The sequence below is a fragment of the Priestia sp. MDV22-iso46 genome, assembly GCF_058629175.1.
Map to the genome: position 1 here is coordinate 1503765 of NZ_JBZVWT010000001.1, position 22037 is coordinate 1525801.

A 22037-nucleotide genomic window follows, 5' to 3' on the forward strand; every position below is an offset into this window, starting at 1 on the left:
TTGAAGTATAAGAAATTTCAAGGATTTTTTCTAGACACAATATAAATTTAAGCATATTGACGGGTCTTTAAATAGCAAAGAGCTGTCTTTTATCATAAGACAGCTCCATAAAATCACACTTCAGCTTTCTTCAGTTTTACGCCGCCTTCAGGTTTTGGTTTGATAGCTTTTAAAACTAAAATGGCACCTACTGCACTAATCCCTAGAGACGTTTGGAACACAGCCATGTCCGACCACTTCATAAGCAATGTATAAAGAGGAGGGCCAGCTGCTACTCCGACAAAGCGCATCGAACTGTAAAGAGACGTAATGGTTCCTCTCTCTTCCTTTTCAATTCCTTCTGTAATAAGCGCATCAAGACTAGGAAGAGCTGCTCCAATTCCAATTCCACCAAGCACTAAAGTGAGTAAAATACTAAAAAGAGACGTATTAAAAAATAAAATGATGAAAGAACACGTTAACAATAAAAAGCCAAAAAAAGCAGACCACTTCATAACGATTTTATTGTTTCCAACTTTTTTCCCCGCCACAAAAGAAGAAATAGATAAAGCGAGCAAAGGAATAGCCATCACTAAACCTTTTTTCGTATTCACAATATGATAACGCTCCTCTAGTATGGTCGATAGGTAAAATAAAACACCGAATAATACAAGCATAATAATGGCGCCTAAAATAAAAATAGCCATAAGCCATCCAATATTTTCTTTGAGCGTTTTCTTCAAATCCTTCAAAAACTGCGTAATACTTTTCTTTTTTTGTTCAGATTCAGAAGAACTATCATTTTTCGGAACTTTTACTAAAAAGATAACCAAAAGAATCGAAATAAGGCAAAGAATAGGAATGAACCAAAAAGGAAGAAACCAAATCATAGCCGCTAAAAAAGCTCCCAGTATTGGGCTTAGTACTTTCCCAAACGTATTAGCTGTTTCAATTAAACCTAGTCCTTTTGTAATTTCTTGCTCGTCTTTGAACATATCTCCTACACAAGGCATCACAACAGGCATAGCTCCTGCTGAACCTATTCCTTGAATCGCGCGGCCAATTAAAATAACCCAGAAAGGATTGGCCATTTGCCATGAAGCCCAGCCTGTTAAAGCCCCTCCTGCTGCAGCAAGCAGCAAACTGGGAATAATAATTTTCTTGCGGCCAAATCGATCTGATAAATAACCAGCAATCGGGATTAAAAAAATAGCGAAAATTGAGTAGACCGTGATAATCATGGATACCTGCAGCGAGCTTATCTGTAGACGTTTTTCAATCACCGGCAATACCGGAATTAACATTGAATTTCCGAGGGTCATGATAAGTGGCACAGAAGCAAGAGCAAGTAAATCCAATTTTTTTCTACTTTCCATAGCGTCCTCCAAACCTTACTTCTAATTAACGTCACAATCACACGTTTTTCAATTTAAGCTTTATAAAACCTCTCGTGTTCATTGATTTTAAAGCTTAACTATCTCATTACATAAGATGATGTGTATCTATATTTTTTAGCTAAAAAGGTGATTGCTATTCATGGTTTCACTGTTCTTCTTTAATTTATTGAACTTTGTTATTTATCCCTGTTAATACTTGTAAAATCGCATATTTTTAATCCTATATATGAAGAAGCGTACGAGTATCTCCGTACGCTTCTTCATATATAGGTGTCATCTTGTTACACTACTTCACCTCGATGACCATCTCCATCATACATAAACTGTTTATCAATGATATGTTCGATATATATGGTTGTCAAATCACTTTTTTTCACTTGAGCTACAATTAATCCTAACGGATCGCCAATGGTGAAGCTTGTTCCATTTTGAAACATTAGCAGCTGCTCATTTAAATGCAATACTCGCTTATAAATTTGCTCTTTCTCTAGGTTGCTGCGGCTCTTTGCTGCTTCGAGCGTTGAAAATAACAAAATGATTTCTTTTCCATTTACTTGTGTACGATACATACACGACCCACTCCTTATCACCGCTTTAAAATTATGCTGACTATACTTTTATTATAAACTAAATTTTCAGTTATTTTTCATCTCATAAGAAATTTTTTTAGTTATAATTGTACTACGTCCACGTTAAATAAAAATTAAATTTTCAGAAAAGTTAATTTTTAATGTTGAAATTTTATTTCTTCTTATTATATAATATAAACAATCATTTACCTCTATTGGAAATGATAATTCGAGTTTCAGCAGCATGAGGCTGCACAGTACTAGGGGGATTCAAGTTATGCAAAATGGTAAAGTAAAATGGTTCAACAATGAAAAAGGCTATGGCTTTATTGAAGTTGAAGGCGGCAGCGACGTGTTTGTACATTTTTCTGCCATCCAAAGCGAAGGTTATAAATCCTTGGAAGAAGGCCAAGAGGTATCTTTTGAAATTGTAGAAGGCAATAGAGGCCCGCAAGCCGCTAATGTCACTAAGCTATCATAAATAGATCTTTTTATTTTATAGTAAAAGAGACTCTTTTCCGAGTCTCTTTTTTGTTATACCTAGCGTTTGGCCTCAGTAAGCTGCTGTTCACATGTTTGAATAGACTGCATGCACTGCTGAAGAAATTGCTCGTCTACTCCTGTGCCATGAGCTTTGGCAGATTGAAGCTGTGCTTTTGCATCATTAAGCGCATTCGTTGCCTCTTCAAGCTGCTGGGGACTCATACTCATCGTAGCTGTCCCAATCATCTTTTGAGCAGATTGAATAGACACTTCTACTTGCTTTAAATCATTATATCCTGTTGTTACTTCTTCATTTGAAAACTTATCCATTGAAAGAACACCTCCATATGGATAGAATGAAGCTGCTGCCGGCAAATTATACACGCTTACTTTTTAGTCAGCAAATCTCCATACTGCTTAATTTTTTCTCCTACGGTACACTCTTTAATACAAAACGTCTGAGCGTATGTTTTGCCCTTTTCTTTATTAAACGTTTTTTTTACAAAACAATCACTACAGTAGTAATCCAATAACTCCGTTACTTCTTCTAATAATTGTTTACGTTCCACTCTCGTTCATCTCCATTTCGTTCTGTGTGTTACACTTGCTTCCTGCTAGCAATTGGTATCCCTTGAAGAGCTTGAGTAGCAAGCTGGTCAGCCTCTTCATTTTCCTTCCTTGAAATAGGCTCATATACGGGTCGGATACCAAGTTCCTGCATTTTATCTTCTATTCGATCTAAGTACCGATTAAACTCTTCTTCGAAACAGGGCCACTCCCCAGCCAGCTGATTTAATACAACCTGAGAGTCACCTCTAAACGTTACAGGTATATGATGAACACCAAGTTCCTCAAGCACTTGTATTAAATAATAAAAAGCAGCATACTCTGCCTCATTATTTGATTCAATCTCTTGCAACCTTGAGTTGCGTCGTATTCGGTAAGAGTTGTTGTTCTGTTTAAAATAAATCACAACCCCAAGCCCCGCTAAGAGCGTATCATGCTCATAGCCTCCGTCAAAATATGCCACAATATCGTGAGGCTCTGTCTGTACTTCCTGTAAGAGCTTTTTCGCTTCTTTTACAGTCCATTTTTGCTGTTGCTCATCAAGTAGAAAAATTTCCTTCGTTCGACCTGTTTTTTCTAAATCACCCACAATCATTAGCGCCTCATTCGCATCTGTGAAATCGGATGTGAAAATTAACTGTTTATGTTTCGAGGATTTATAATGCCATTCAATTTGGAAATTCATAACGAGCATTCCTTTCATCAGCAATTTTGAATTCAACACTTTTTCTGCTTTTTTGTATTTTATCTTCTATTATGTCTTTTCATGACAGTTTTCTTACCTAATAAGCGGATTTTAGCGTTTATACGTGCTAATATAAAATAGCTGAAGTACTTATGATACAATACTATTGATGAAAAAACATGGTTTAAGCTTATATTGTTTTAACAAGGAGGCTGTAGGATGATTGAAGTTTATATAGACGGAGCCACTGCTGGCAACCCTGGTCCTTCTGGAGCTGGTATTTTAATTAAAGGAAATGGTGAACATCATCGTTACGCTATTGCTCTTGGGATAATGACGAATCATGAAGCAGAGTACCATGCACTTCTTCATGCATTAAAAATTTGTTTAGAAAAAAAGTATACGAGCGTATCTTTTCGAACGGACTCTCAGCTAGTAGACCGCGCAATGAACCAAGAATACGTTAAAAATAAAGCGTTTGCTCCTTTACTGGAAGAAGCCCTCAAATTGTCCAGTCAATTTGAGTTATTTTTTATAAAGTGGGTCCCTAGCTCTCAAAATGCAGGTGCTGATCAGCTGGCCAGACAAGCCATTAATCAAAAAGAAGCAGGAATGTAATCCTGCTTAAATCATACCTGATGACTTTAAATATTGAATGGCTTGTTTTTGATTGCTAATACGATTTGATGTCAAATTCTCGAGGAGCGATACAAAAAAACTGCCGTCAAATTCTTTTTGTACTTTTAGTGTCCATTCAATTGTAAATATGACCATCTCGTCAGCTGCACGCGTATACTGCTGACCAAATGAAATAAATCCACGTGCATCTTCTGCTAAATGAAAGCCTTTTTCTTCAAGATAAAGAAGATACTCTTCAACGGTTTGAACTGTTTTTGTCACTTTTTCGTCCCATCCTTTTGCAAAGGTTCTTCTTTATCTTAGCTTACTTTTGGCTATTTGACTATGATTTCCCTTCTAAAAAATAGCCAATTGCTCCAAGTGCTACTCCTAAAATGGCTCCGCCAATCACTTCTTCGGGCTGATGCCCAAGCATTTCTTTCAAGCGCTGTTCCGTCAAATCGTGAAAGCCTCCGTCTGGAAGACCCGCAAGCTTTTCAATTTCTTCATCTAACGTATTCACTTTAATAGTAATTTCGCCAGTCTGCCTTCGAATTCCTTGTGCATCGTACATCACAATAATTCCAAAAACAGATGCTAACGCAAAGTCAATCGTAGAAACACCTCTTTTTAACGCTACATAGGTAGCCAAAGAAGATACGCCGGCTGAATGAGAGCTTGGCATTCCACCCGACGCAGCAATCATCCGCATATCCCATTTTCCTGTTTGATACTTTTTAATTGGGATTTTTAAGGCTTGGGCTAAACCGATTGATGAAAGAGCAATGACAATTCCTTTATTCATATTGCTTCACCTCATCTATAGTTTGCGATGGATTGACATCTCGTACCCAAGCAAATATTGCCCAACAAAAAACGCCGGGCTAATCTGCTGACAGAGCAGACTAATCCCGGCGCTTTTGGAAACAGTTCTGTTATTTTTTACGCTTTTTTTGTGCAGCATTATTCATTTTGGCAGATTCAACTTCAGCATAAGAGCCGAATTCTTGGCCATATTGATTATTTGCACTTTTATTAGCTTCTAACTTCTTGTTAACAGAATTGTTTTGGTTTTGTTGCACGTTGAACTCAGAAGCAAACTCCCCAGCATAAGTGTCATTTGCACTTTTTGCACGCTTTGCTTTTTGAGCCTGATTTGCTTTAAACTCAGAAGAGAACTCTTGGTTATAATTATGCTTTGCATTGTTATTCGCTTGCGCATTTTTATTACCTAATTTTTGACGACCCATCGCTATCTCCTCCTATTTGTACCTCGTTGGTACACTATTAGTATGGATCAAGCGGCACGTCATATCCTGTTCAAATTAAGGTAAAAACACCAGAGCTTAGCACGTTTATATTCTTGCTACGTACTCTTTAACCATTTCTTCTGTCACTACTTTACGGCCTGGAATGATGGTATATTTTTGAGACAGCTCATTAATTTCTGCTGTTACAGCATTAATACCGTCTACAGAAAAGGGTTTCCCTTCTTTGCAAAGAAGCACAGCTGCTTCAATAGCTTGCTCGCGTCGAGCTTCTAAACTGGCAAAAGTACGTACTAATTCGTGTTGTTTTTTAGAATGGGCTGAAATTTCTTTATGTACACTCATGTTCGTTCCTCCATTATATTATGCTGAGTTAGTAAAAATAAGTTAATGTCCTCATAACTGATTTGCTTTTCCGGTAATTCTTTTAAGCTTTTTTCTATCGCTGCAGCTTCTTTCTTAATGCTGTCCAAAAAGTTTTTCATCTTTTCATTAAAAGCAACTTTCCCGCTTATCTTGCACTGTACAAATTGCTCAATGATGGATTGCTGCCTATCGTCGAGATTTGCCTGCTTACATAAATCGGCAAATAAAATGACAGGGAAACTGCGCTGCTTTACTACTACTTTCAGTGATAAAAATGCACGAATCAGTTGAAGCATCACTTTTATATCCTCTATTGTAACAGAAGATGTCAGATTTCTTTTACTATTTATCGTTAAAATTTTAAAATAATGATACCCCAGTGCTTTTAAGGAATATGATTGAGCCATCATTTGCCGCAGTGGCTCAGCAAACGATGGCTTCTGATAATAAACAAAAGGCGACCATAGCCACTCATAAAGCGAAGGGTTTGATTTTGTAAACAAATAAACGGTTTTGTACAAATCCCACCCTTGCATATCATAATTGCCTTCTGCTACATTAATGACCTCTTGAGGTCTATTGAGATGAAGATAGCATGATGCTTTATACTTGTATATAAAGCGGACGTCAAAATCACTCGCTGACGTGTCGAGTCCATAAGCACGGCTGCCTGATTCACATGCAAACAAAATTTCCACATTATATTCTTTTTCAATTTCCTGTAAACGTTTATTTATGTGTGTAGACATAAAAATTAATGACCCTTTCTTTCCTCCAATACATGTTCTAGCACCGTCATTGTACTTACCAACTCTTGAATTGGAAATTCTTCAGACACGGCCGCTTGCAGCTGTTTGTAATAATCATACCATTCTTCAGATACAGACTGTTTATGCGCTAAAACGTACTGATTCACTAAATGGGTATAGTGTGAATGAAGAGCGGCTTCTTCTTTCGCAATGTAGTGATTAACATCCGGCTTAATACGTTCTAGTAAAGCAGCGTGAAGCTTTACTTTCTCATTTTTTTCAAAAAAGCTTTTATTGTTTTTATACAGTGAAAGCTCTTTTTGATACGATTCATTCTCATCAAATTGATGACTTGTCACAACTTCACTGCCATTTGGAGGCTCTAACGAGTTCAACGTTGGAGTAAACGTCGGTTCATAGCGCTGTAGCTTTGTAATGATCATTCGATGCCAGTCTTCGATTAATTTTACGATGTATTTTTCGATTCGCAAAGTGGTCGCACGCACTTCTTGCGTTGCGTCGAAGGAAATAGACGTTAACAGCTCCTGCAAACACAGGCGCAGCTGCTTTTGCTTTTCACCTCGATCATCCCTTAAGTTTGCCGGACTGAAGGCTTCTTTAAAGAAGTCATCGTACCTCACAAACAGACGTTTTTTTACATAAAATAAAAGCTCTTCTAATTCTCGGTCAAACTGCTGTTGTTCATATTCAAAATGAATTTCATGCAGTTTTGCTGCTACCTGCTCATTTTTTATGTGAAGAGATTGAATGTATCGCTTTTTATCCACTTCTGATTTTGTTTGCACCTGTTTCATTTCATTGGCAACTGCTAAAATTTGTTCGAAATCTGCATAAACACTTTGGATAGCCAGCTCTGGTAATTCATAATTTATGAAGCGGTAAAACGCATTTTTGAATGGCAGAAACATTTTATCCTCGTGGTTTTGCAAAGCCTGCAAGCTTGATACCGGGTATAAGCGCGGAAAGCGTATACCGTACTGTTCAAGCTGCTCTTTTACGTACGTCTGAACTAACTGCAGCTCTGTATCCGAACTGGCTAGGTCCGCTGCATTTACTAAGAAAAACATTTTATCAAGCGCAAATACATCTTTTACACGGCCAAGCTGAATAAGAAATTCGCGGTCAGCTTTTGAAAACGCATGATTATAATACGTTACAAATAAAATGGCATCTGCATTTTTGATATACTCAAACGCTACTCCCGTGTGTCTCGCATTGATTGAATCAGCTCCGGGTGTATCAACGAGCGTAATGCCTAAGCGAGTAAATTCACAGTCATAATACAGGTTAATAAATTGAACAAAACACGCTTTTTCTTCTTTGGCTACATAATCATGAAATCCTTCTGTATCCACTACTACTTCTGAACCGATATGCTGCTTGACTTCGCCGTAGCCTTTTTCTACTGCCTGTAAAAACGACAAATGCAGCTGCAGCTCTTCTGTTGCCTGCAGGGTTGGAATAATTGTTAGCGCTTCGTCAATTGATTCTACTTCATGATGAAACAGCTTAAGTGCACCATTTAAATCTTGGATCATCTGCTCGTTTGTTTTCATTTGCACAACAGCTGTTTTATGCGGCCGTTTTTCTGTTGGAGGCATAATTTTATTGATGGTTGCTGTTGTTGGATTCGGAGATACTGGAAGTAATCTTTCTCCAATCAACGCATTAGCAAAAGATGACTTACCGGCACTGAATGCTCCGAATAAAGCTACGGTAAACGTTTGATTTGATAGCTTTTTACGCTTTTCTTGAAGCCTGTTAATAAAGCGGTCTAGCTTTCCAAATGAACGGAGCTGTTCGAGAACAGCTGATACATCTTGAAGAACCTTTTCTGTTCCTGTTTTATGCACAGCTTCCTCAGACTGTGAAACTAACTGCTGCTCACTCACAGCTTCTTGCTTTTCTTCAGCTTTCATGATGCCCGTTTCATATTCTTCTTGTAACATATATGACAACTCGTTTGTATCTTCTGCCGTTAGGTCGTCATCAGTTTGCTGTAAAGATTGAAGCAAAGCTTTTGTACGTGCCAATTTTGCTTTCATTTCCTGAAGAGATGTATACGCTTCTTCAAATACTTCACATTCCTGCAAGTGTTGATAAATTTTTTCACGCATTACTTCATCTTGCTCGATTTTGCTCTGTTCGATTTGGGCATAAAGCTCGTATAATAATCGCGTCGCTTTTTTCTTAATATGATCGGCTACATCTTTTGCGTACGTTAAAACATAATCACCATTAATCGTAGCTCCTGCCTTTACCGTTTCAACTAAATCATGCGGCTCTAACGGGATTTCAAACTGCTGAACCTGGCGTATAAGATCCGGGTCGGTAAGATTTTGATTTTTCACCAGCTCTTGCACATATTGCTGCAAGTGCCACTGCAGCTGAGAAGCTGCTCGTTCTTTCATATCATCAAAAAATAACGTCAGCCGCTCTTTTTTTACTTCCTCGGTCTTTTTCTTAGCAAATAAAAGACCTACTTTAAAATCAGGCTTTGTCGTTTCTAAAAACAGCCTAGCTTTTTCTCTCATTTCATATGGTGTTAAATTGGCGTTGCTTAGTATCTTACCTGTTTCTTGTTGGTACGTTTCTGCTAGCTGCTTTTCAGCACGCCTCATTTCCGCTTCTTTTTCGAGAAGCTGCTCTTTTTGCTGCTTATTCATTTCATGGTTCTCAAGCGTCAGCTTATGGCGCAGCTCGTCATGAATCGTTAACTTTTCTTCTTCTTGGTCCTCAATAAAGGCAAGGTGATCGTCAATTAACATTTGCATCGCATGTTGAATATGCTGATGTCGGTTTTCTTTTTCCGTCATCATAGCAAGTAATAGAGATTTTACGTACGAAAGGTCATTATGACGGTTTGTTGGCTCTTTTAACGACGTATAGAAGATTCCTTCTGGTCTCACATTCCACTTTAAAAATGACGTTTCTACAGATTCTTTAAATGCTTGAAATGTTAGCTGATCTTCTTGGTGTTTATCGATTTGATTTACAATTAAATAAAGCGTTTTATTAGCTTCTTGCAGCTGTTTTGCAAATTGAAGATTTAATTCTGCCTGCACATGATTATAATCCATCACGTAGAAAATAACGTCCGCTAAGTGAAGAGCTGACTCGGTCGATACACGATGCGCATCATCTGTTGAATCAATTCCCGGTGTGTCCATCACCACAACACTTTTAGGAATAGCATCTGTATCTATCGATAAATGAATGGACTCTACTTCATCTCCATCCACAGCAAACTGCTTAATTTGCTCATACTCATAAGGCGCTTCATAACGCACCGGCCGCTGTTTGCGGTAATAAACGGTTGCATGCTCATCCCCAGCTTTTACTGATACTAAGTTTGCACTTGTTGGAATAGGACTTGCAGGCAAAATTGCTTGCCCCATTAATTCGTTAATCATGCTCGATTTTCCAGCCGAAAAATGTCCGCAAAATGCTACAACAAATTCGCCGTTCACCCACTTTTTTAACAGCTGTATTGCTTTTGCTGCCTGCTGTTCATCTCCAGCTGCTTGAAATTGCTTATGTAAATGAAAAAGAGATGCTTCCAATCGGAGATTTTCTTGATGTTTCACACTCACTTTACCCATTATTACTCTACCCCTTTTGCCTCATTCAAGACTGTATTTAAATGTTCTCTATCCATCTTCATTTCTGCTTATTCTTTCTCTATTTTACTTGATTCGCATGCGTTTTCCCATAAAAAACTGAATTTTTAGTTACAAAAACAATAAAAAAAGCTGTCAATAATTTGACAGCTTTGCATCGTACTTTTTATTCATCGCATGTATGTTACGCCTTTTGGGCTTTTTCAATATTTTTCATTACATACGTTGTGACGCCAACATATGTAGCAAGTGCTCCGATCACAAAAAGACTAACCATTACGTCCACCACCGTTTCTACTTGATGAAATTGATAATCTTTATCATTTGTTTTATCTTATCATGAAAGATAATCATTTTCAATTAGTTTTAAGATTTTTTTACAGGAAAGAAACGTCCCCTGTTTTGCATCACTTCGCCGTAATTTGTTTCATTCGTTAACGCTTGCTCTTCTAAGGGAATTCTGACGGCTAATATACACAAATTGAAAACAGAAAAAATAGCTAACGTCCAGTATGCCTGAAACATAAGCGGAACTAACACCAATTCTGCCGCTACTACTGCATAGTTAGGGTGCTTCATAAAACGATAAGGACCTCTTAGCACAACCTTCGCATTAGGCAAAACGATAATTTTTGTATTCCAATACTTTCCTAACGAAGAAATAGCCCATATTCTTGCAAGTTGCACAAGCACAAAAAAGCTAAACAACAAAAAAGAAAAGTGATACATTCCATCGTTTAACACATACACTTCCGTAAAAAGAGCAGCAAAAAAAGCGGCATGCATGCTTACCATCCATTTGTAGTGACTTTGACCAGCTTCGTATGCTCCCTGCTTCTTCATCCAAGCTTCATTTCTTTTGGCAATAACCAATTCACATAGACGCTGTAAGATAATAAATACAAAAAAGCTATAAAAAAACAATCGCTTTACCTCCACTCTAATAGAAGCATTTCAGAACTAAATCCAGGGCCAAGAGCTGTTAATAAACCGTATTCTTTACTCGAAATTTCTTTCTTCATAAAGCGGTCTAGCACATACAAAACGGTTGCCGAAGACATGTTTCCATGGTTTTTAAGTACATCTAGGGAATCAGCAATCATATTTTCGTTTAACGACAGCGTTGATACATATGCTTCAAGCACTTTTTTTCCTCCAGGATGAGCAACAAAATGCTTCAAATCGCGACTGGTCAAATGCTGTGTTTGTAAAAATGACTCAACTTCTCCGCCTAACCACGAATCGATAATCGTGGGAATATCTTTTGAAAAGACAACAAATAGTCCATCATTTTTAATCTCCCACCCCATTACATCTTCTGAATTGGGCATGAGCGTCGATTGTGTATGTAAAATGTAAGGATAGCTTTTTGCAAGGGCAAAAGTGGTGTCAGCTTCGTCACCTGCGACTAAAGCAGCCGCTACTCCATCAGCAAATAAAGATGTACCGATTAAGTTGCTTTTTGAACGATCATTTCGCTGAAAAGTTAAACTGCAAAGCTCAATGGATAAAACAAGGACTTTGGCACGCGGAAAGGCTTTGCAATACTCATAAGCTCTTGAAAGCCCAGACGCTCCTCCAGCACACCCTAATCCCCAAATAGGAATTCTTTTTGTATGGTCTGAGAACGCAAGCTTATTCATAATTCGCGCTTCAATGCTAGGCGTAGCTAAGCCGCTTGTTGAAACATAAAAAATAGCCTCAATTTCTCCACACGGCAAAGGGGTACTTACATAGTTCTTATTTGTTAAGCAGTCTTCAATTGCTTTTGTACCTAATTCAACAGCAGATTCTATAAAAGCATTATTTTTTTCTTCAAATGTATGATCTTCTTGAAACCAAGATAAGTCTTTGGCAAAATTACGTTTCTCAATTTGGCCATTTTGAAAAACGGTTAGCAGACGATTAATATCTTTAAACGATTCGGAAAAAAGTTCTTTTGCAAATAGCAGCGTGTCTTGCTGAGTTAATTCATAAGGGGGAACTCCAAATCCAACTGAGATAATCTTTGGCATACACTTCACCTCTTTGATTGCGTTACATTTAATATTTGTAATAGCTGGGGGTTTATTCAATTCTTTTTTAGTGGAATGGATGCGAAACACAAAAAAAACTTTCCTGTAACTCAGGAAAGTCTACGTTTTGAAGAAGTGTATGTTTGTTGTGCACTTTTATTATAGCGCAAATAATCTGAATGTACAGATACAATTTATGGATTGACGAAAATAAGTGCTTATTTTTTATGAAAAGAAAATGGACATATAGATTTCATCTACATATTCATTGTTGAAATAAGCTTGTTCTTTCATAACGCCTTCTTGTTCAAATCCTACCTTTTTATACAATTCGTATGCCACTTTATTCGAAGCAAACACAGTTAAAGAAAGTTTATGAAGATTATTTTCTTTGCACCAGTTTAGTGTATAATTCATAAATTGTTTTCCTATCCCCATTCCCTGTGCTTTTGAAATAAGCCATGTACGGAAGAGCCCCGTGTGGCGCTTCATTTTAATTTCGCCTCTAAGAACACGTGCAATTCCAAGCACTTCACCTTCGACTTCAGCTACAACGTACATGTGATTGTTCTTTTCTACTGATGCAATAAAATCTTGCTCTTCTTGGACTGTGCGCGGCTCATCTTTTTGAATAAATTCCCCAGCCTCAATAATTTCTCTTACCGCTGTTGTAATATGTTCCGCATCACTTGCCTGTGCGGGGCGAATAGTGACTTCACGTCCGTCTTTTGCTTTAAATTTCACTATGTTTTTCTCTGCTGTAATCATCTATATCAACTCCTATATTTTTCACTATTCAGTACTACTATTTTGGTTCTAGCTTGCGTAATTTATCAGTGGTAAAGTTCCGCTTTTCATTTCATCTAACAAGCAATCATGTGCATTTGTTGTATTACCCACGCTTTAAACAAAGCTAAACCATTTTTGAAATATTTATTCTTGCACAGACATCCTAGAAATGCAATTAATTGCGTTAAAGAACTATTATTCCAAATTTTCTTTACAAAAGTTCATAAAAAAAGGCTGGGACACAACGAAACACATGAAAGCTACGTCCATCTTAACAACAAAAAAATACGAACTAACAACCAATAATTTTGATTATTAGTTGCTAGTTCGTATTTCACTTCGAATAAAATATTTTTGTCCCAGCCTCTACTTTTTATTAAAGTCCCATTGAGATATATTTTACTTCTAAATAATCTTCAATGCCGTAATGACTTCCTTCACGTCCAAGACCACTTTCTTTAAAGCCGCCGAATGGAGCTTGAGCTGCAGATGGGGAGGCGTCATTTACTCCTACAATGCCGTATTCTAACTCTTCAGATACAAACGTTGCTTCTTTAATGTTTTCTGTAAATACGTAAGCGGCTAAACCATAAGGGCTATTGTTTGCTCGTTCTACGGCTTCTTCTACTGTTTTGAATGTTGCTACAGGTGCCAATGGTCCAAACGTTTCTTCAAACATGCAATTCATGTCATCAGTTACATTTGTAATAATTGTCGGTTCCATAAAGAAACCGTTTTTAGTTGTTATAGCTTGTCCGCCAACCACAACTTTAGCTCCTTTACTTTTTGCATCCGCAATTTGTGCTTTTACTTTCTCAACCGCTTTGTCGTTAATTAACGGTCCAACTTGTGTACCTTCTTCTAATCCATTTCCTACTGTTAATTCCGCCGCTTTTGCTGCAAATTTTTCAACAAAAGCATCTGCAATGGATTCTTGTACATATACGCGGTTTGTGCAGATGCACGTTTGACCTGCGTTGACAAACTTAGAAGCAATTACGCCGTTTACAGCAGCGTCTAAATCTGCATTTTCTGTTACGATAAACGGTGCGTGACCGCCTAATTCCAGCGATAATTTTTTCACAGTATCCGCAGCACCGCGCATTAAATGTTTACCAACCGCTGTTGAACCAGTAAATGTTAATTTTCGGATGCGTCCGTCTTTTTGCCATGTGTCGCCAATAGCTGCTGCATCTCCAGTAACAACATTGATCACACCTTTTGGAACTCCCGCTTCTTCTGCGAGCTCTACTAAACGAAATGCTGTAAATGGTGTTTCTTCAGATGGTTTGAGAACAATTGTACATCCTGCTGCAAGAGCTGGGGCCACTTTACGCGTAATCATTGCTGCAGGGAAGTTCCATGGTGTAATAGCTGCTACAACGCCGACAGGCTGTTTTTTAACCGTAATACGTTTATGCGTATGATGAGCTGGAATCGTTTCACCGTATACACGCTTTCCTTCTTCAGCAAACCAAGCAATATAATCATTCCCATACTGCACTTCACCTTTCGCTTCTGCAAATGGTTTGCCTTGTTCCGTTGTCATAATTTCTGCTAGTCCATCTTTATGATTTTCAATTAGTTGATGCCATCTCATTAAAATAGCACTGCGCTCTTGAGCGGTTCTTTTCGACCATGTTTTAAAAGCTGCAGCCGCTGCATCAGCGGCAAGTGCTGCTTCCTTTGCGCCTGCCTTTGGAATTTGTCCTATAACTTCTTTTGTTGCTGGATTAATCACATCAATTTTCTCTTCAGTTGTTGTCCATTCACCGTTAATATATAGTTTGTTTGGATACATCATTCATCCTCCTAGTTGTGTGAATTTCTTTGTGCTGTGTTAACTACACTATATACACTAGCATCTTCATTGATTTATGAGAACTTCCCTTCTATACTATGGGTATAACAAAAGGTTATAGGTGATAAATATGAAAACAGAATGGCTTAAGTCTTTTATTGAAACAGCCAAAACAAAAAGCTTAAGCAAAGCAAGCGAACAGCTGCATATGACGCAGCCTGCACTTAGTAAGCAAATGAGAAAACTAGAAGAAGATTTAGGAGTAACATTATTTATTCGCTCCGCTACAGGAGTAGAATTAACCTCAGCAGGTGAAATTCTTTTACAGGAAGGTGAATCCATACTATCAAGCGTTCATGCTCTTCAAAAAAAATTAGTGGCTACGCAAGAAGCTTGTGATTTAACTATCGGAACGTGGCAGAGTATGGCTGCTTTTTACTTACCTTATCAACTGGCTTCTGCTGAAGACCACAATCGCCATATTGATATAAAAACCTCGCATCACTATTATGATTTGTTAGAGCAGTTAGAAAGCAATAAAATTGACGGGGCTTTATTTGATGATCGAGAGATTCAACATACTTACTGGTCAAAACTATTGTTCAAAGAAGACTTTTATTTATTTGTGAATGATCAGCACCCGTTAGCCGAAAAAGAAAGCGTATCATTTGAAGATTTCAAAGAAGAACCCATTGTAGTTCTCCCCCCAGGGTGCGATGTTCGGACACTAGTAGAAAAAGCGTACAATCGTCATAACTTAAAGATTCCCATTGCCAATGAAATTGAATTTGCTCAAAGCATTATGGGATTTATTTCAGCTAATTTAGGTATTTCAATTCTACCTGAAATTTTTATGCGCCATTTACAAAGCTCAAACATTAAAGCTTTACCCATCACAGACTTCAAATTCAAAAGAGAAATTTCATTAGTGGCAAAAAACCCTGACGTGGGAAAAATGCTTTATACGCTGTTTTTCAAAACACGATCTTAATAGGAAAGACAAACAAATTAGATGAATGATCTACTATGGATCACTTGTTGCACCATGACAATGAAAAGATCCGAACGATTAATCGTTCGGATCTTTTCAACTAAAATACTTTTGTTCTAGCCTCTTTTTATTTCGATACTACTTCATTTGTTAACTTTGTTTCTGCAACTTGCGTACGTGGTGATTTCATCATATTAAAGACAATGTTTAAAAAGATTGCTGTAAAACTCCCCATTACAATACCGCTTCCAGTAAGAACTTGAAGACTCTCTGGTAAGTTTTTGAAGAGTTCAGGTACAACCGTCACCCCTAGACCCATGCCAACCGAACATGCAATCACAAGAAGGTTTTCTTGTTTTGCTAAATCAACTTGACTAAGGATTTTAATACCTGAAGAGATTACCATTCCAAACATAGCTACCATTGCTCCTCCAAGTACAGAGCTCGGGATAACTGTCGTCACGGCTGCGATTTTAGGTAGGAAACCCAAAATGATTAAAATTCCACTCGCTGCAAATACAACATTTCTTGTGCGAACACCTGACAACTGTAAAAGGCCTACATTTTGAGAATACGCTGTATAAGGAAATGCGTTAAAAAATCCGCCTAATAAAATCGCCAATCCTTCTGCACGATAGCCTTTAGATAAATCTTTTTCATCCACTTCTTTTTTACAAATATCACTAACGGCAAAATAAACGCCTGTTGACTCGACAATGCCAACAAGTAAAACAAGGAACATTGTCAGAATGGCCATAATATTAAAAGTTGGCATCCCAAAGTACAGCACATGTGGCATATGAACCCACGCTTCTTCTTTTACACCAGAAAAATCAACTTTCCCCATAAAAGACGCAGCAATTGTTCCAACAACTAATCCTAATAAGACAGAGACCGAGCGCATAAACCCTTTTGTAAATCGATACAGAACAATAATCAATAGTAAAACGCCAAAACCTAAACCTAAATTGCTCAAGCTCCCAAAATCTTTACTTCCTTCTCCTCCGGCTAAATCTTTTATCGCTACGGGAATTAACGTAATTCCAATAATCGTTACAACCGAACCTGTAACTAAAGGAGGGAAAAACTTAACCAATTTACCTAAAAAAGCAGAAAGAAGGACGATGAGTAAACCAGCGACGATAATAGAACCATATATGGAGGAAACGCCGTAAGAACCTCCAATTGAAATCATAGGTCCTACGGCAGTAAACGTACACCCTAATACAACTGGAAGACCAATTCCAAAAAAACGATTTTTCCATACTTGCAGTAGCGTTGCCACACCGCACATAAATAAGTCAATCGCCACTAAATACGTAAGCTGCTGCTGAGTCAAGCCAATGGCTCCTCCAACAATAAGCGGAACAACAATCGCACCTCCGTACATAGCTAAAACATGCTGTAAACCAAGTGAAAAGACTTTTCCTTTATTCATATTAAACCTCCACTGTTGGTTTATCTTCAACAAATGTCACTTTACCATTTGATAAAGACTGAATGCGTGCTAATGATTCTACTTTAACGCCTGATTGACGAATTTGTTTTCCTCCATCTTGGAACGCTTTTTCAATAACAATACCAATGCCGCCTACTTTAGCACCTGCTTTTTGCACGATATCCATCAAGCCGAATGCAGCTTGGCCGTTTGCTAAAAAGTCATCAATAATTAAAATCACGTCATCTTCTTGAATAAATTTATCAGCAACTGAAATTTCATTTTCTTCTTTTTTTGTAAATGAATATACTTTTGATGTAATGAGTCCGTCTTGAAGTGTTAAAGATTTTCTTTTTCTAGCAAACACCATCTCAACGTTTAGCTTCAATGCGGTCATAATCGCTGGAGCAATTCCTGATGATTCAATCGTTAAAATCTTCGTAATTCCTGCATCTTCAAAACGCGAAGCGAATTCTTCTCCAATTTCTTTCATTAATACAGGATCCATTTGGTGGTTTAAAAATGTGTCTACTTTTAAAACCGTGTCCGATAATACGATACCATCTGTTAAAATTTTGTTTTGCAAAGCTTTCATAGTTCGTTCCTCCAACGTTTGTATTAAAAAAGCTCAAAAACATAGCTGCACTCGTATATGAGTAGAGCAATGTCTTTGAGCTTTTACGCACAAAAGTGAAAAACAAACTTCATCGCTCACCCATAGTCAAACTATTTACGGTAGTTTGGTAGATACTTACGAGCCTTATTCTCGTCATTATATGAGTGCGTTATTGAGTTAATTGTATTATATCAGCAAATCTTTTATTTGAAAATATCTAAAAACGATATTTTCGAACATTTACTTGTGATACAAAACATAATATTCGTTTATAGCGCCTTTTATACGTGATAAATTTCTCCATATTTCTTTTCTAGATACTGAATTAAATAATCTACATTTAAGCCTTCTCCCGTTACATCGTTTAAAATTTCAAGAGGCTTTTTCATTTTTCCGTACTGATGAATATGTTCTGTTAGCCAATTTGTGATCGGCGAAATTTCTCCTTTTTCGAGGAGTTCATCATAATTGGGCAAGTCTTTTAACATGGTATGCTTAAACTGCGCTGCGTACATATAGCCAAGAGCGTAGGAAGGGAAGTACCCAAAGCTTCCTCCGGCCCAGTGTACATCCTGAAGCACGCCTTCTCCATCGTGACTTGGACGAACTCCTAAATATTCTTCGTATTTCTCATTCCAAATTTCCGGTAAATCTGCAACTTTATATTCTCCGTTTATTAATCCTTTTTCAATCTCATAGCGAATCATAATATGAAGAGGATACGTTAACTCATCTGCTTCAATACGAATAAGCGACGGTTTCGCCTCATTTACTCCTCGGTAAAAATCTTCTAAATCTACATCGTCAAATTGTCCCGGCGCATGCTTTTTTAGTACGTCGTAATGATGCTGCCAAAATGCTTTATTTTTCCCGACAAACTGCTCAAAAAACAGCGACTGTGATTCATGAATTCCCATTGAAGTACCTTCACATAGAACCGTACCCACAAGATCCTTTGAAATATTCTGCTCATATAAAGCATGGCCGCATTCGTGAATCGTTCCAAAAATAGCCGTTCGGAAATCGTTTTCAGCATACTTAGTCGTGATGCGCACATCTCCCGGGTTTAAGCCAGTAGCAAAAGGATGGACTGTTTCATCAAGTCGCCCCGCTTCAAAATCGTAGCCAAGCGTTTTTAACACGTCTAGACTAAATTGCTTTTGCGCTTCTTTTGGGAAAGTACGGAATAAAAATTCCGTATTTGGCTTTGTATTCGACCCGGCGATTCGCTGAACAAGAGGCACAATATGCTCCCGTAGCTTTCCAAATACCTCGTCTAAGATTTCAACCGTCATCCCCGGTTCAAAAAGGTCTAATAAACGGTTATATTTGTTTCCTTCATACCCCCAATACTCCACAAACTTCTGATTGAAAGCTACAATTTTTTCGAGGTACGGTTGAAATAAAGCAAAATCTGCTTTTTCTTTTGCGTCTTCCCAAACCGACTCAGCTTTTGAAGTTAATGTAACGTATTCTTTATATTCATGCGGAGGAATCTTTTTATTTAAGTCATATTCTTTTTTACATTCTTCCACTGCTTTTTTCGTAATATCGTTTATGTAAGTCTGTGACTCAGGGATCGTTAATTTCTCAATAAAACCTGCCATGTCATCAGAAACAGAAAGATTGAACGCTTCTGATGACATCATGCCAATAACTTCAGAACGCTGATCCGCCCCTTTTTTTGGAGCACCCGTCCTCAAATCCCAGTACATCACTCCGATTGCCTCGTGATAACTTTTGACTTTATTCATGTATTCATAAAACTGTTTCTCAATTTTCTGTATGTCTTCTCTCATTGTTTTTCCTCCTTACTTTCCTTATTTCACCATAAATTATTTTATCATAATAGTAACGGTGTGTATATAACTGAATATTCAATCTATTATGCATATAAAAAAGCGCGGCTACAACCGCGCTTTTTTATACGTTTTCTATTTTTGTTGGGACATTTTGTTCAATGATTGAACGCACTTTTGAATCTGTGCTTTTTGGCATAAAGATCGTGATTAGACCCTTATCGTTATGAGAGCGAATCAGTCTTCCAACTCCTTGCTTTAAGCGAAGAAGCATATACGGCATATCTGCATCCCAAAATGGATCGACTACTTGATTGCGCTTTGCTTCAAAGACCGGATCATTTGGCGGATATGGCAGAGACCAAATAATTACATTAGATAGCGAAGGTCCAGGAATATCCAATCCTTCCCACAAATGAACAGCGCATAAAATCGTTTCTTCTTCCCTTTGGAACTGAGATACTAATTTACTGATTTCTTGATCGCCTTCAAATAAAAATGTGTACTGATTTAACTCTTTGGAAACTTCTTTGAACATCTCTAGTTCTTCTTTGCTATTAAACAATAAAAGTGCTCGTCCGTTCGTTTTTTCGAGCTGAGCAACAGCAAAGGCGAATTTTTCAGCAAACGCTTCTTCTTGATCATCCGAAACATTTTTTACCGCAATTTTCATTTGCTCATCATAATCAAATGGCGATTCAACAGAAAAAGAAAGCGGCTTTGCAATTCCTAAGCTATATGCTAAATAATCGAACGATTGGTTATCTGAAAGAGTCGCAGAAGTGAAAATATATGGTATTTTCTTCGCAAATACTCGTTCTTTTAAGACGTCTTTTACTGCTTGCGGCATAATAACCAACGTCAGCTGCCAGTTATTTTCTTCTACCCAGTAGATGGCATTTTCGTTGTCCATAAATAAGCGCAGCGAATAATCAATTTGATCTAGGTACTCATCTACAATTCGCAGCGTATATTCGTCTACTGTATAGGTCTCACTCTCAAACACAAGCTCGTTTCCGATATGCTCAAGCAGCGATAAAAGTTCTTTTCCTACACTTTGTAATCCGTTTGTGCGGGCTACTTCTTTACGGCTAGAACCAACGATTTCTGTGCTTGCTTCACTTAAACGGTCAAAGAACATTGCATATACATCGATAGCGTGCTCTATCTTCACAGCAAATTCTTCTCGCACGTCATTTTCTAATAGACGCGTTAACAAGTTTTCTAACGTATCTTCTTGAATGCGATATGTTAAAGCCTTTTGTGCAGCAAATTCCAGCAGGTGACCTTCATCAAATACAACACAGCTGCTTTCAGGAAGAAGGGGAAGCTGTCCTTCACGCTTGCGGGCTTCATATGTCCAAATGTGCTCCATGTAAAAATCGTGAGAGCAAATAATTAAGTCATGTGCTTTTCTATAGTGCTCACGTGAAAGCGTTAAGCCGCATCTATGACGCTGCTCACAGGAAGAGCAGTCTTGAAACGTATCCCAGTTAATTTGATTCCATTCCTCATCCGTTAAATGAGGATATTCTTTACGGTCTCCGTAGTGATAGAACGACTGCATACCGCTATGATCATGAACAAAATCAGGAAGCGTATCGTAAATTTCTTCAATGTTTTCATTATCTGTTCGTGCTGTCACAGCATCTAATTTCTTTAAACACAGATACTGATCTTGAGATTTTGCTAGGCGAACATCCATGTTAATATCTAAAATACCAGAGAGCTTTGCAATGTCTCCTTCGGCTTTTACTAACTGTTCAATTAATGTTTCATCCGCACAGGCAATAATAGCTGGCTTGCCAATATACCTTGCATAACAAATAGCGTACAGCAAATACACAATGGTTTTCCCTGTTCCTACACCTGCTTCTGCAAATATTACATTTTTTTCTTTAAAAGCTCGTTCGATTTGAAAAGCCATAAAAATTTGTTCATCCCGAAGTTCTAACCCTGCGTCTGGAAGATGATCATAAAAAACATCACCTATCCATTCATTTAATTTGTCAAAAAAGTTTTCATCCCGCTCAATTGTAAAAGGCAACCGCTCTCTCATCATCGATATTGACTCCTTTATTTATGTAAATATCTATCAATAAAAATTAGCTTCACTTCTTTTTATCTAGTAAATTTCTCATGTAAGCAAAACTTAATTATTGACTACTTTATCTAAAATGTCAATAAAAAGAGCTGAACAAAAAAAAGTTCTGCCTGTAAGGACAGAACCTTTTTGTATAAAAGCTGAGTGTATAGAACGCAAACG

Annotated in this window: 22 protein-coding genes and 1 riboswitch; of the genes, 3 read left to right on the plus strand and 19 right to left on the minus strand. The window is 37.6% G+C overall.

From position 1 onward, the window contains the following. Positions 1-113 precede the first annotated feature (113 nt). Positions 114-1355: a bacillibactin exporter BcbE gene (bcbE, locus tag AC4NPH_RS07715; RefSeq protein ID WP_013056177.1), complete on the minus strand. Its 1242-nt coding sequence runs from the start codon at positions 1353-1355 to the stop codon at positions 114-116. Between the two features lie 302 nt (positions 1356-1657). Next, positions 1658-1945: a hypothetical protein gene (locus AC4NPH_RS07720; protein WP_013056176.1), complete on the minus strand. Its 288-nt coding sequence runs from the start codon at positions 1943-1945 to the stop codon at positions 1658-1660. A gap of 277 nt (positions 1946-2222) precedes the next feature. On the opposite strand from AC4NPH_RS07720, the gene cspD reads away from it, so the two are divergent. Beyond that, entirely contained in the window at positions 2223-2426 is a 204-nt protein-coding gene (gene cspD, locus AC4NPH_RS07725) for a cold-shock protein CspD (RefSeq protein ID WP_013056175.1), read from the plus strand. A 59-nt stretch (positions 2427-2485) separates the two neighbouring features. On the opposite strand, the gene AC4NPH_RS07730 is transcribed toward cspD, so the two are convergent. From AC4NPH_RS07730 to AC4NPH_RS07740, 3 genes are read right to left on the minus strand one after another with little or no spacing between them, the layout of a single operon-like run. Then, positions 2486-2758 carry a DUF2564 family protein gene (locus AC4NPH_RS07730; RefSeq protein WP_013056174.1) on the minus strand — a complete coding sequence of 91 codons (273 nt, stop codon included), beginning with the start codon at positions 2756-2758 and terminating at the stop codon, positions 2486-2488. 56 nt (positions 2759-2814) lie between these two features. Further along, positions 2815-2997, minus strand: coding sequence for a zinc-finger domain-containing protein (locus AC4NPH_RS07735; protein ID WP_013056173.1), 183 nt, complete (start codon positions 2995-2997; stop codon positions 2815-2817). Between the two features lie 29 nt (positions 2998-3026). Further along, complete coding sequence (locus AC4NPH_RS07740) at positions 3027-3680, minus strand: ribonuclease H family protein (protein WP_041816515.1); 654 nt, start codon at positions 3678-3680, stop codon at positions 3027-3029. Positions 3681-3899: 219 nt separating this feature from the next. Between AC4NPH_RS07740 and AC4NPH_RS07745 the strand changes: the two genes are divergently transcribed. Continuing rightward, positions 3900-4298, plus strand: a complete 399-nt coding sequence (locus AC4NPH_RS07745; protein ID WP_013056171.1) for a reverse transcriptase-like protein — start codon at positions 3900-3902, stop codon at positions 4296-4298. Positions 4299-4304: 6 nt separating this feature from the next. On the opposite strand, the gene AC4NPH_RS07750 is transcribed toward AC4NPH_RS07745, so the two are convergent. The 10 genes from AC4NPH_RS07750 to AC4NPH_RS07795 all read right to left on the minus strand — a co-directional run bounded on the left by AC4NPH_RS07750 (position 4305) and on the right by AC4NPH_RS07795 (position 14927). Next, positions 4305-4580, minus strand: a complete 276-nt coding sequence (locus tag AC4NPH_RS07750; protein ID WP_029324151.1) for a DUF6123 family protein — start codon at positions 4578-4580, stop codon at positions 4305-4307. 61 nt (positions 4581-4641) lie between these two features. After that, positions 4642-5103: a divergent PAP2 family protein gene (locus AC4NPH_RS07755; protein WP_013056169.1), complete on the minus strand. Its 462-nt coding sequence runs from the start codon at positions 5101-5103 to the stop codon at positions 4642-4644. A 130-nt stretch (positions 5104-5233) separates the two neighbouring features. Then, positions 5234-5548: a hypothetical protein gene (locus AC4NPH_RS07760; protein WP_013056168.1), complete on the minus strand. Its 315-nt coding sequence runs from the start codon at positions 5546-5548 to the stop codon at positions 5234-5236. A gap of 105 nt (positions 5549-5653) precedes the next feature. Then, positions 5654-5911 carry a DUF2533 family protein gene (locus tag AC4NPH_RS07765; RefSeq protein ID WP_013056167.1) on the minus strand — a complete coding sequence of 86 codons (258 nt, stop codon included), beginning with the start codon at positions 5909-5911 and terminating at the stop codon, positions 5654-5656. After that, positions 5908-6681 (minus strand): nucleotidyltransferase domain-containing protein, encoded by a 774-nt coding sequence (locus AC4NPH_RS07770; protein WP_013056166.1) that lies wholly within the window; start codon positions 6679-6681, stop codon positions 5908-5910. Before AC4NPH_RS07770 ends, AC4NPH_RS07765 begins: the two co-directional genes overlap by 4 nt. 5 nt (positions 6682-6686) lie before the next feature. Continuing rightward, positions 6687-10304 (minus strand): dynamin family protein, encoded by a 3618-nt coding sequence (locus AC4NPH_RS07775; protein WP_279824982.1) that lies wholly within the window; start codon positions 10302-10304, stop codon positions 6687-6689. Positions 10305-10688: 384 nt separating this feature from the next. After that, on the minus strand, positions 10689-11246 hold the full coding sequence (locus tag AC4NPH_RS07780) for an isoprenylcysteine carboxyl methyltransferase family protein (RefSeq protein ID WP_013056164.1): 558 nt from the start codon (positions 11244-11246) through the stop codon (positions 10689-10691). Between the two features lie 5 nt (positions 11247-11251). Beyond that, positions 11252-12337 carry a type III polyketide synthase gene (locus AC4NPH_RS07785; protein ID WP_491938681.1) on the minus strand — a complete coding sequence of 362 codons (1086 nt, stop codon included), beginning with the start codon at positions 12335-12337 and terminating at the stop codon, positions 11252-11254. Positions 12338-12562: 225 nt separating this feature from the next. Beyond that, positions 12563-13105 (minus strand): GNAT family N-acetyltransferase, encoded by a 543-nt coding sequence (locus tag AC4NPH_RS07790; RefSeq protein WP_013056162.1) that lies wholly within the window; start codon positions 13103-13105, stop codon positions 12563-12565. Positions 13106-13502: 397 nt separating this feature from the next. After that, entirely contained in the window at positions 13503-14927 is a 1425-nt protein-coding gene (locus AC4NPH_RS07795; RefSeq protein WP_029324149.1) for an NAD-dependent succinate-semialdehyde dehydrogenase, read from the minus strand. A gap of 130 nt (positions 14928-15057) precedes the next feature. Between AC4NPH_RS07795 and AC4NPH_RS07800 the strand changes: the two genes are divergently transcribed. Next, positions 15058-15918: a LysR family transcriptional regulator gene (locus tag AC4NPH_RS07800; protein WP_029324148.1), complete on the plus strand. Its 861-nt coding sequence runs from the start codon at positions 15058-15060 to the stop codon at positions 15916-15918. Positions 15919-16045: 127 nt separating this feature from the next. Here the strand turns inward: AC4NPH_RS07800 and AC4NPH_RS07805 are convergent, their stop codons facing one another. The 4 genes from AC4NPH_RS07805 to AC4NPH_RS07820 form a co-directional block, all read right to left on the minus strand. Continuing rightward, entirely contained in the window at positions 16046-17356 is a 1311-nt protein-coding gene (locus AC4NPH_RS07805) for a nucleobase:cation symporter-2 family protein (protein WP_013056158.1), read from the minus strand. 1 nt (position 17357) lies between these two features. Then, on the minus strand, positions 17358-17951 hold the full coding sequence (locus AC4NPH_RS07810; protein WP_013056157.1) for a xanthine phosphoribosyltransferase: 594 nt from the start codon (positions 17949-17951) through the stop codon (positions 17358-17360). A 103-nt stretch (positions 17952-18054) separates the two neighbouring features. After that, a riboswitch (purine riboswitch) is annotated at positions 18055-18156 on the minus strand. A 97-nt stretch (positions 18157-18253) separates the two neighbouring features. Continuing rightward, positions 18254-19771, minus strand: coding sequence for a carboxypeptidase M32 (locus AC4NPH_RS07815; RefSeq protein ID WP_491938682.1), 1518 nt, complete (start codon positions 19769-19771; stop codon positions 18254-18256). A 124-nt stretch (positions 19772-19895) separates the two neighbouring features. Further along, positions 19896-21833, minus strand: a complete 1938-nt coding sequence (locus tag AC4NPH_RS07820) for an ATP-dependent DNA helicase (protein ID WP_013056155.1) — start codon at positions 21831-21833, stop codon at positions 19896-19898. Positions 21834-22037 lie beyond the last annotated feature (204 nt).

What these genes read in the sequence shown, in the direction of transcription:
- bcbE (WP_013056177.1), bottom strand. Translation starts at nt 1,355, where the DNA reads ATGGAAAGTAGAAAAAAATTGGATTTACTTGCTCTTGCTTCTGTGCCA.
- AC4NPH_RS07720 (WP_013056176.1), bottom strand. Translation starts at nt 1,945, where the DNA reads ATGTATCGTACACAAGTAAATGGAAAAGAAATCATTTTGTTATTTTCA.
- cspD (WP_013056175.1), top strand. Translation starts at nt 2,223, where the DNA reads ATGCAAAATGGTAAAGTAAAATGGTTCAACAATGAAAAAGGCTATGGC.
- AC4NPH_RS07730 (WP_013056174.1), bottom strand. Translation starts at nt 2,758, where the DNA reads ATGGATAAGTTTTCAAATGAAGAAGTAACAACAGGATATAATGATTTA.
- AC4NPH_RS07740 (WP_041816515.1), bottom strand. Translation starts at nt 3,680, where the DNA reads ATGAATTTCCAAATTGAATGGCATTATAAATCCTCGAAACATAAACAG.
- AC4NPH_RS07745 (WP_013056171.1), top strand. Translation starts at nt 3,900, where the DNA reads ATGATTGAAGTTTATATAGACGGAGCCACTGCTGGCAACCCTGGTCCT.
- AC4NPH_RS07755 (WP_013056169.1), bottom strand. Translation starts at nt 5,103, where the DNA reads ATGAATAAAGGAATTGTCATTGCTCTTTCATCAATCGGTTTAGCCCAA.
- AC4NPH_RS07760 (WP_013056168.1), bottom strand. Translation starts at nt 5,548, where the DNA reads ATGGGTCGTCAAAAATTAGGTAATAAAAATGCGCAAGCGAATAACAAT.
- AC4NPH_RS07765 (WP_013056167.1), bottom strand. Translation starts at nt 5,911, where the DNA reads ATGAGTGTACATAAAGAAATTTCAGCCCATTCTAAAAAACAACACGAA.
- AC4NPH_RS07770 (WP_013056166.1), bottom strand. Translation starts at nt 6,681, where the DNA reads ATGTCTACACACATAAATAAACGTTTACAGGAAATTGAAAAAGAATAT.
- AC4NPH_RS07775 (WP_279824982.1), bottom strand. Translation starts at nt 10,304, where the DNA reads ATGGGTAAAGTGAGTGTGAAACATCAAGAAAATCTCCGATTGGAAGCA.
- AC4NPH_RS07785 (WP_491938681.1), bottom strand. Translation starts at nt 12,337, where the DNA reads ATGCCAAAGATTATCTCAGTTGGATTTGGAGTTCCCCCTTATGAATTA.
- AC4NPH_RS07790 (WP_013056162.1), bottom strand. Translation starts at nt 13,105, where the DNA reads ATGATTACAGCAGAGAAAAACATAGTGAAATTTAAAGCAAAAGACGGA.
- AC4NPH_RS07795 (WP_029324149.1), bottom strand. Translation starts at nt 14,927, where the DNA reads ATGTATCCAAACAAACTATATATTAACGGTGAATGGACAACAACTGAA.
- AC4NPH_RS07800 (WP_029324148.1), top strand. Translation starts at nt 15,058, where the DNA reads ATGAAAACAGAATGGCTTAAGTCTTTTATTGAAACAGCCAAAACAAAA.
- AC4NPH_RS07805 (WP_013056158.1), bottom strand. Translation starts at nt 17,356, where the DNA reads ATGAATAAAGGAAAAGTCTTTTCACTTGGTTTACAGCATGTTTTAGCT.
- AC4NPH_RS07810 (WP_013056157.1), bottom strand. Translation starts at nt 17,951, where the DNA reads ATGAAAGCTTTGCAAAACAAAATTTTAACAGATGGTATCGTATTATCG.
- AC4NPH_RS07815 (WP_491938682.1), bottom strand. Translation starts at nt 19,771, where the DNA reads ATGAGAGAAGACATACAGAAAATTGAGAAACAGTTTTATGAATACATG.
- AC4NPH_RS07820 (WP_013056155.1), bottom strand. Translation starts at nt 21,833, where the DNA reads ATGATGAGAGAGCGGTTGCCTTTTACAATTGAGCGGGATGAAAACTTT.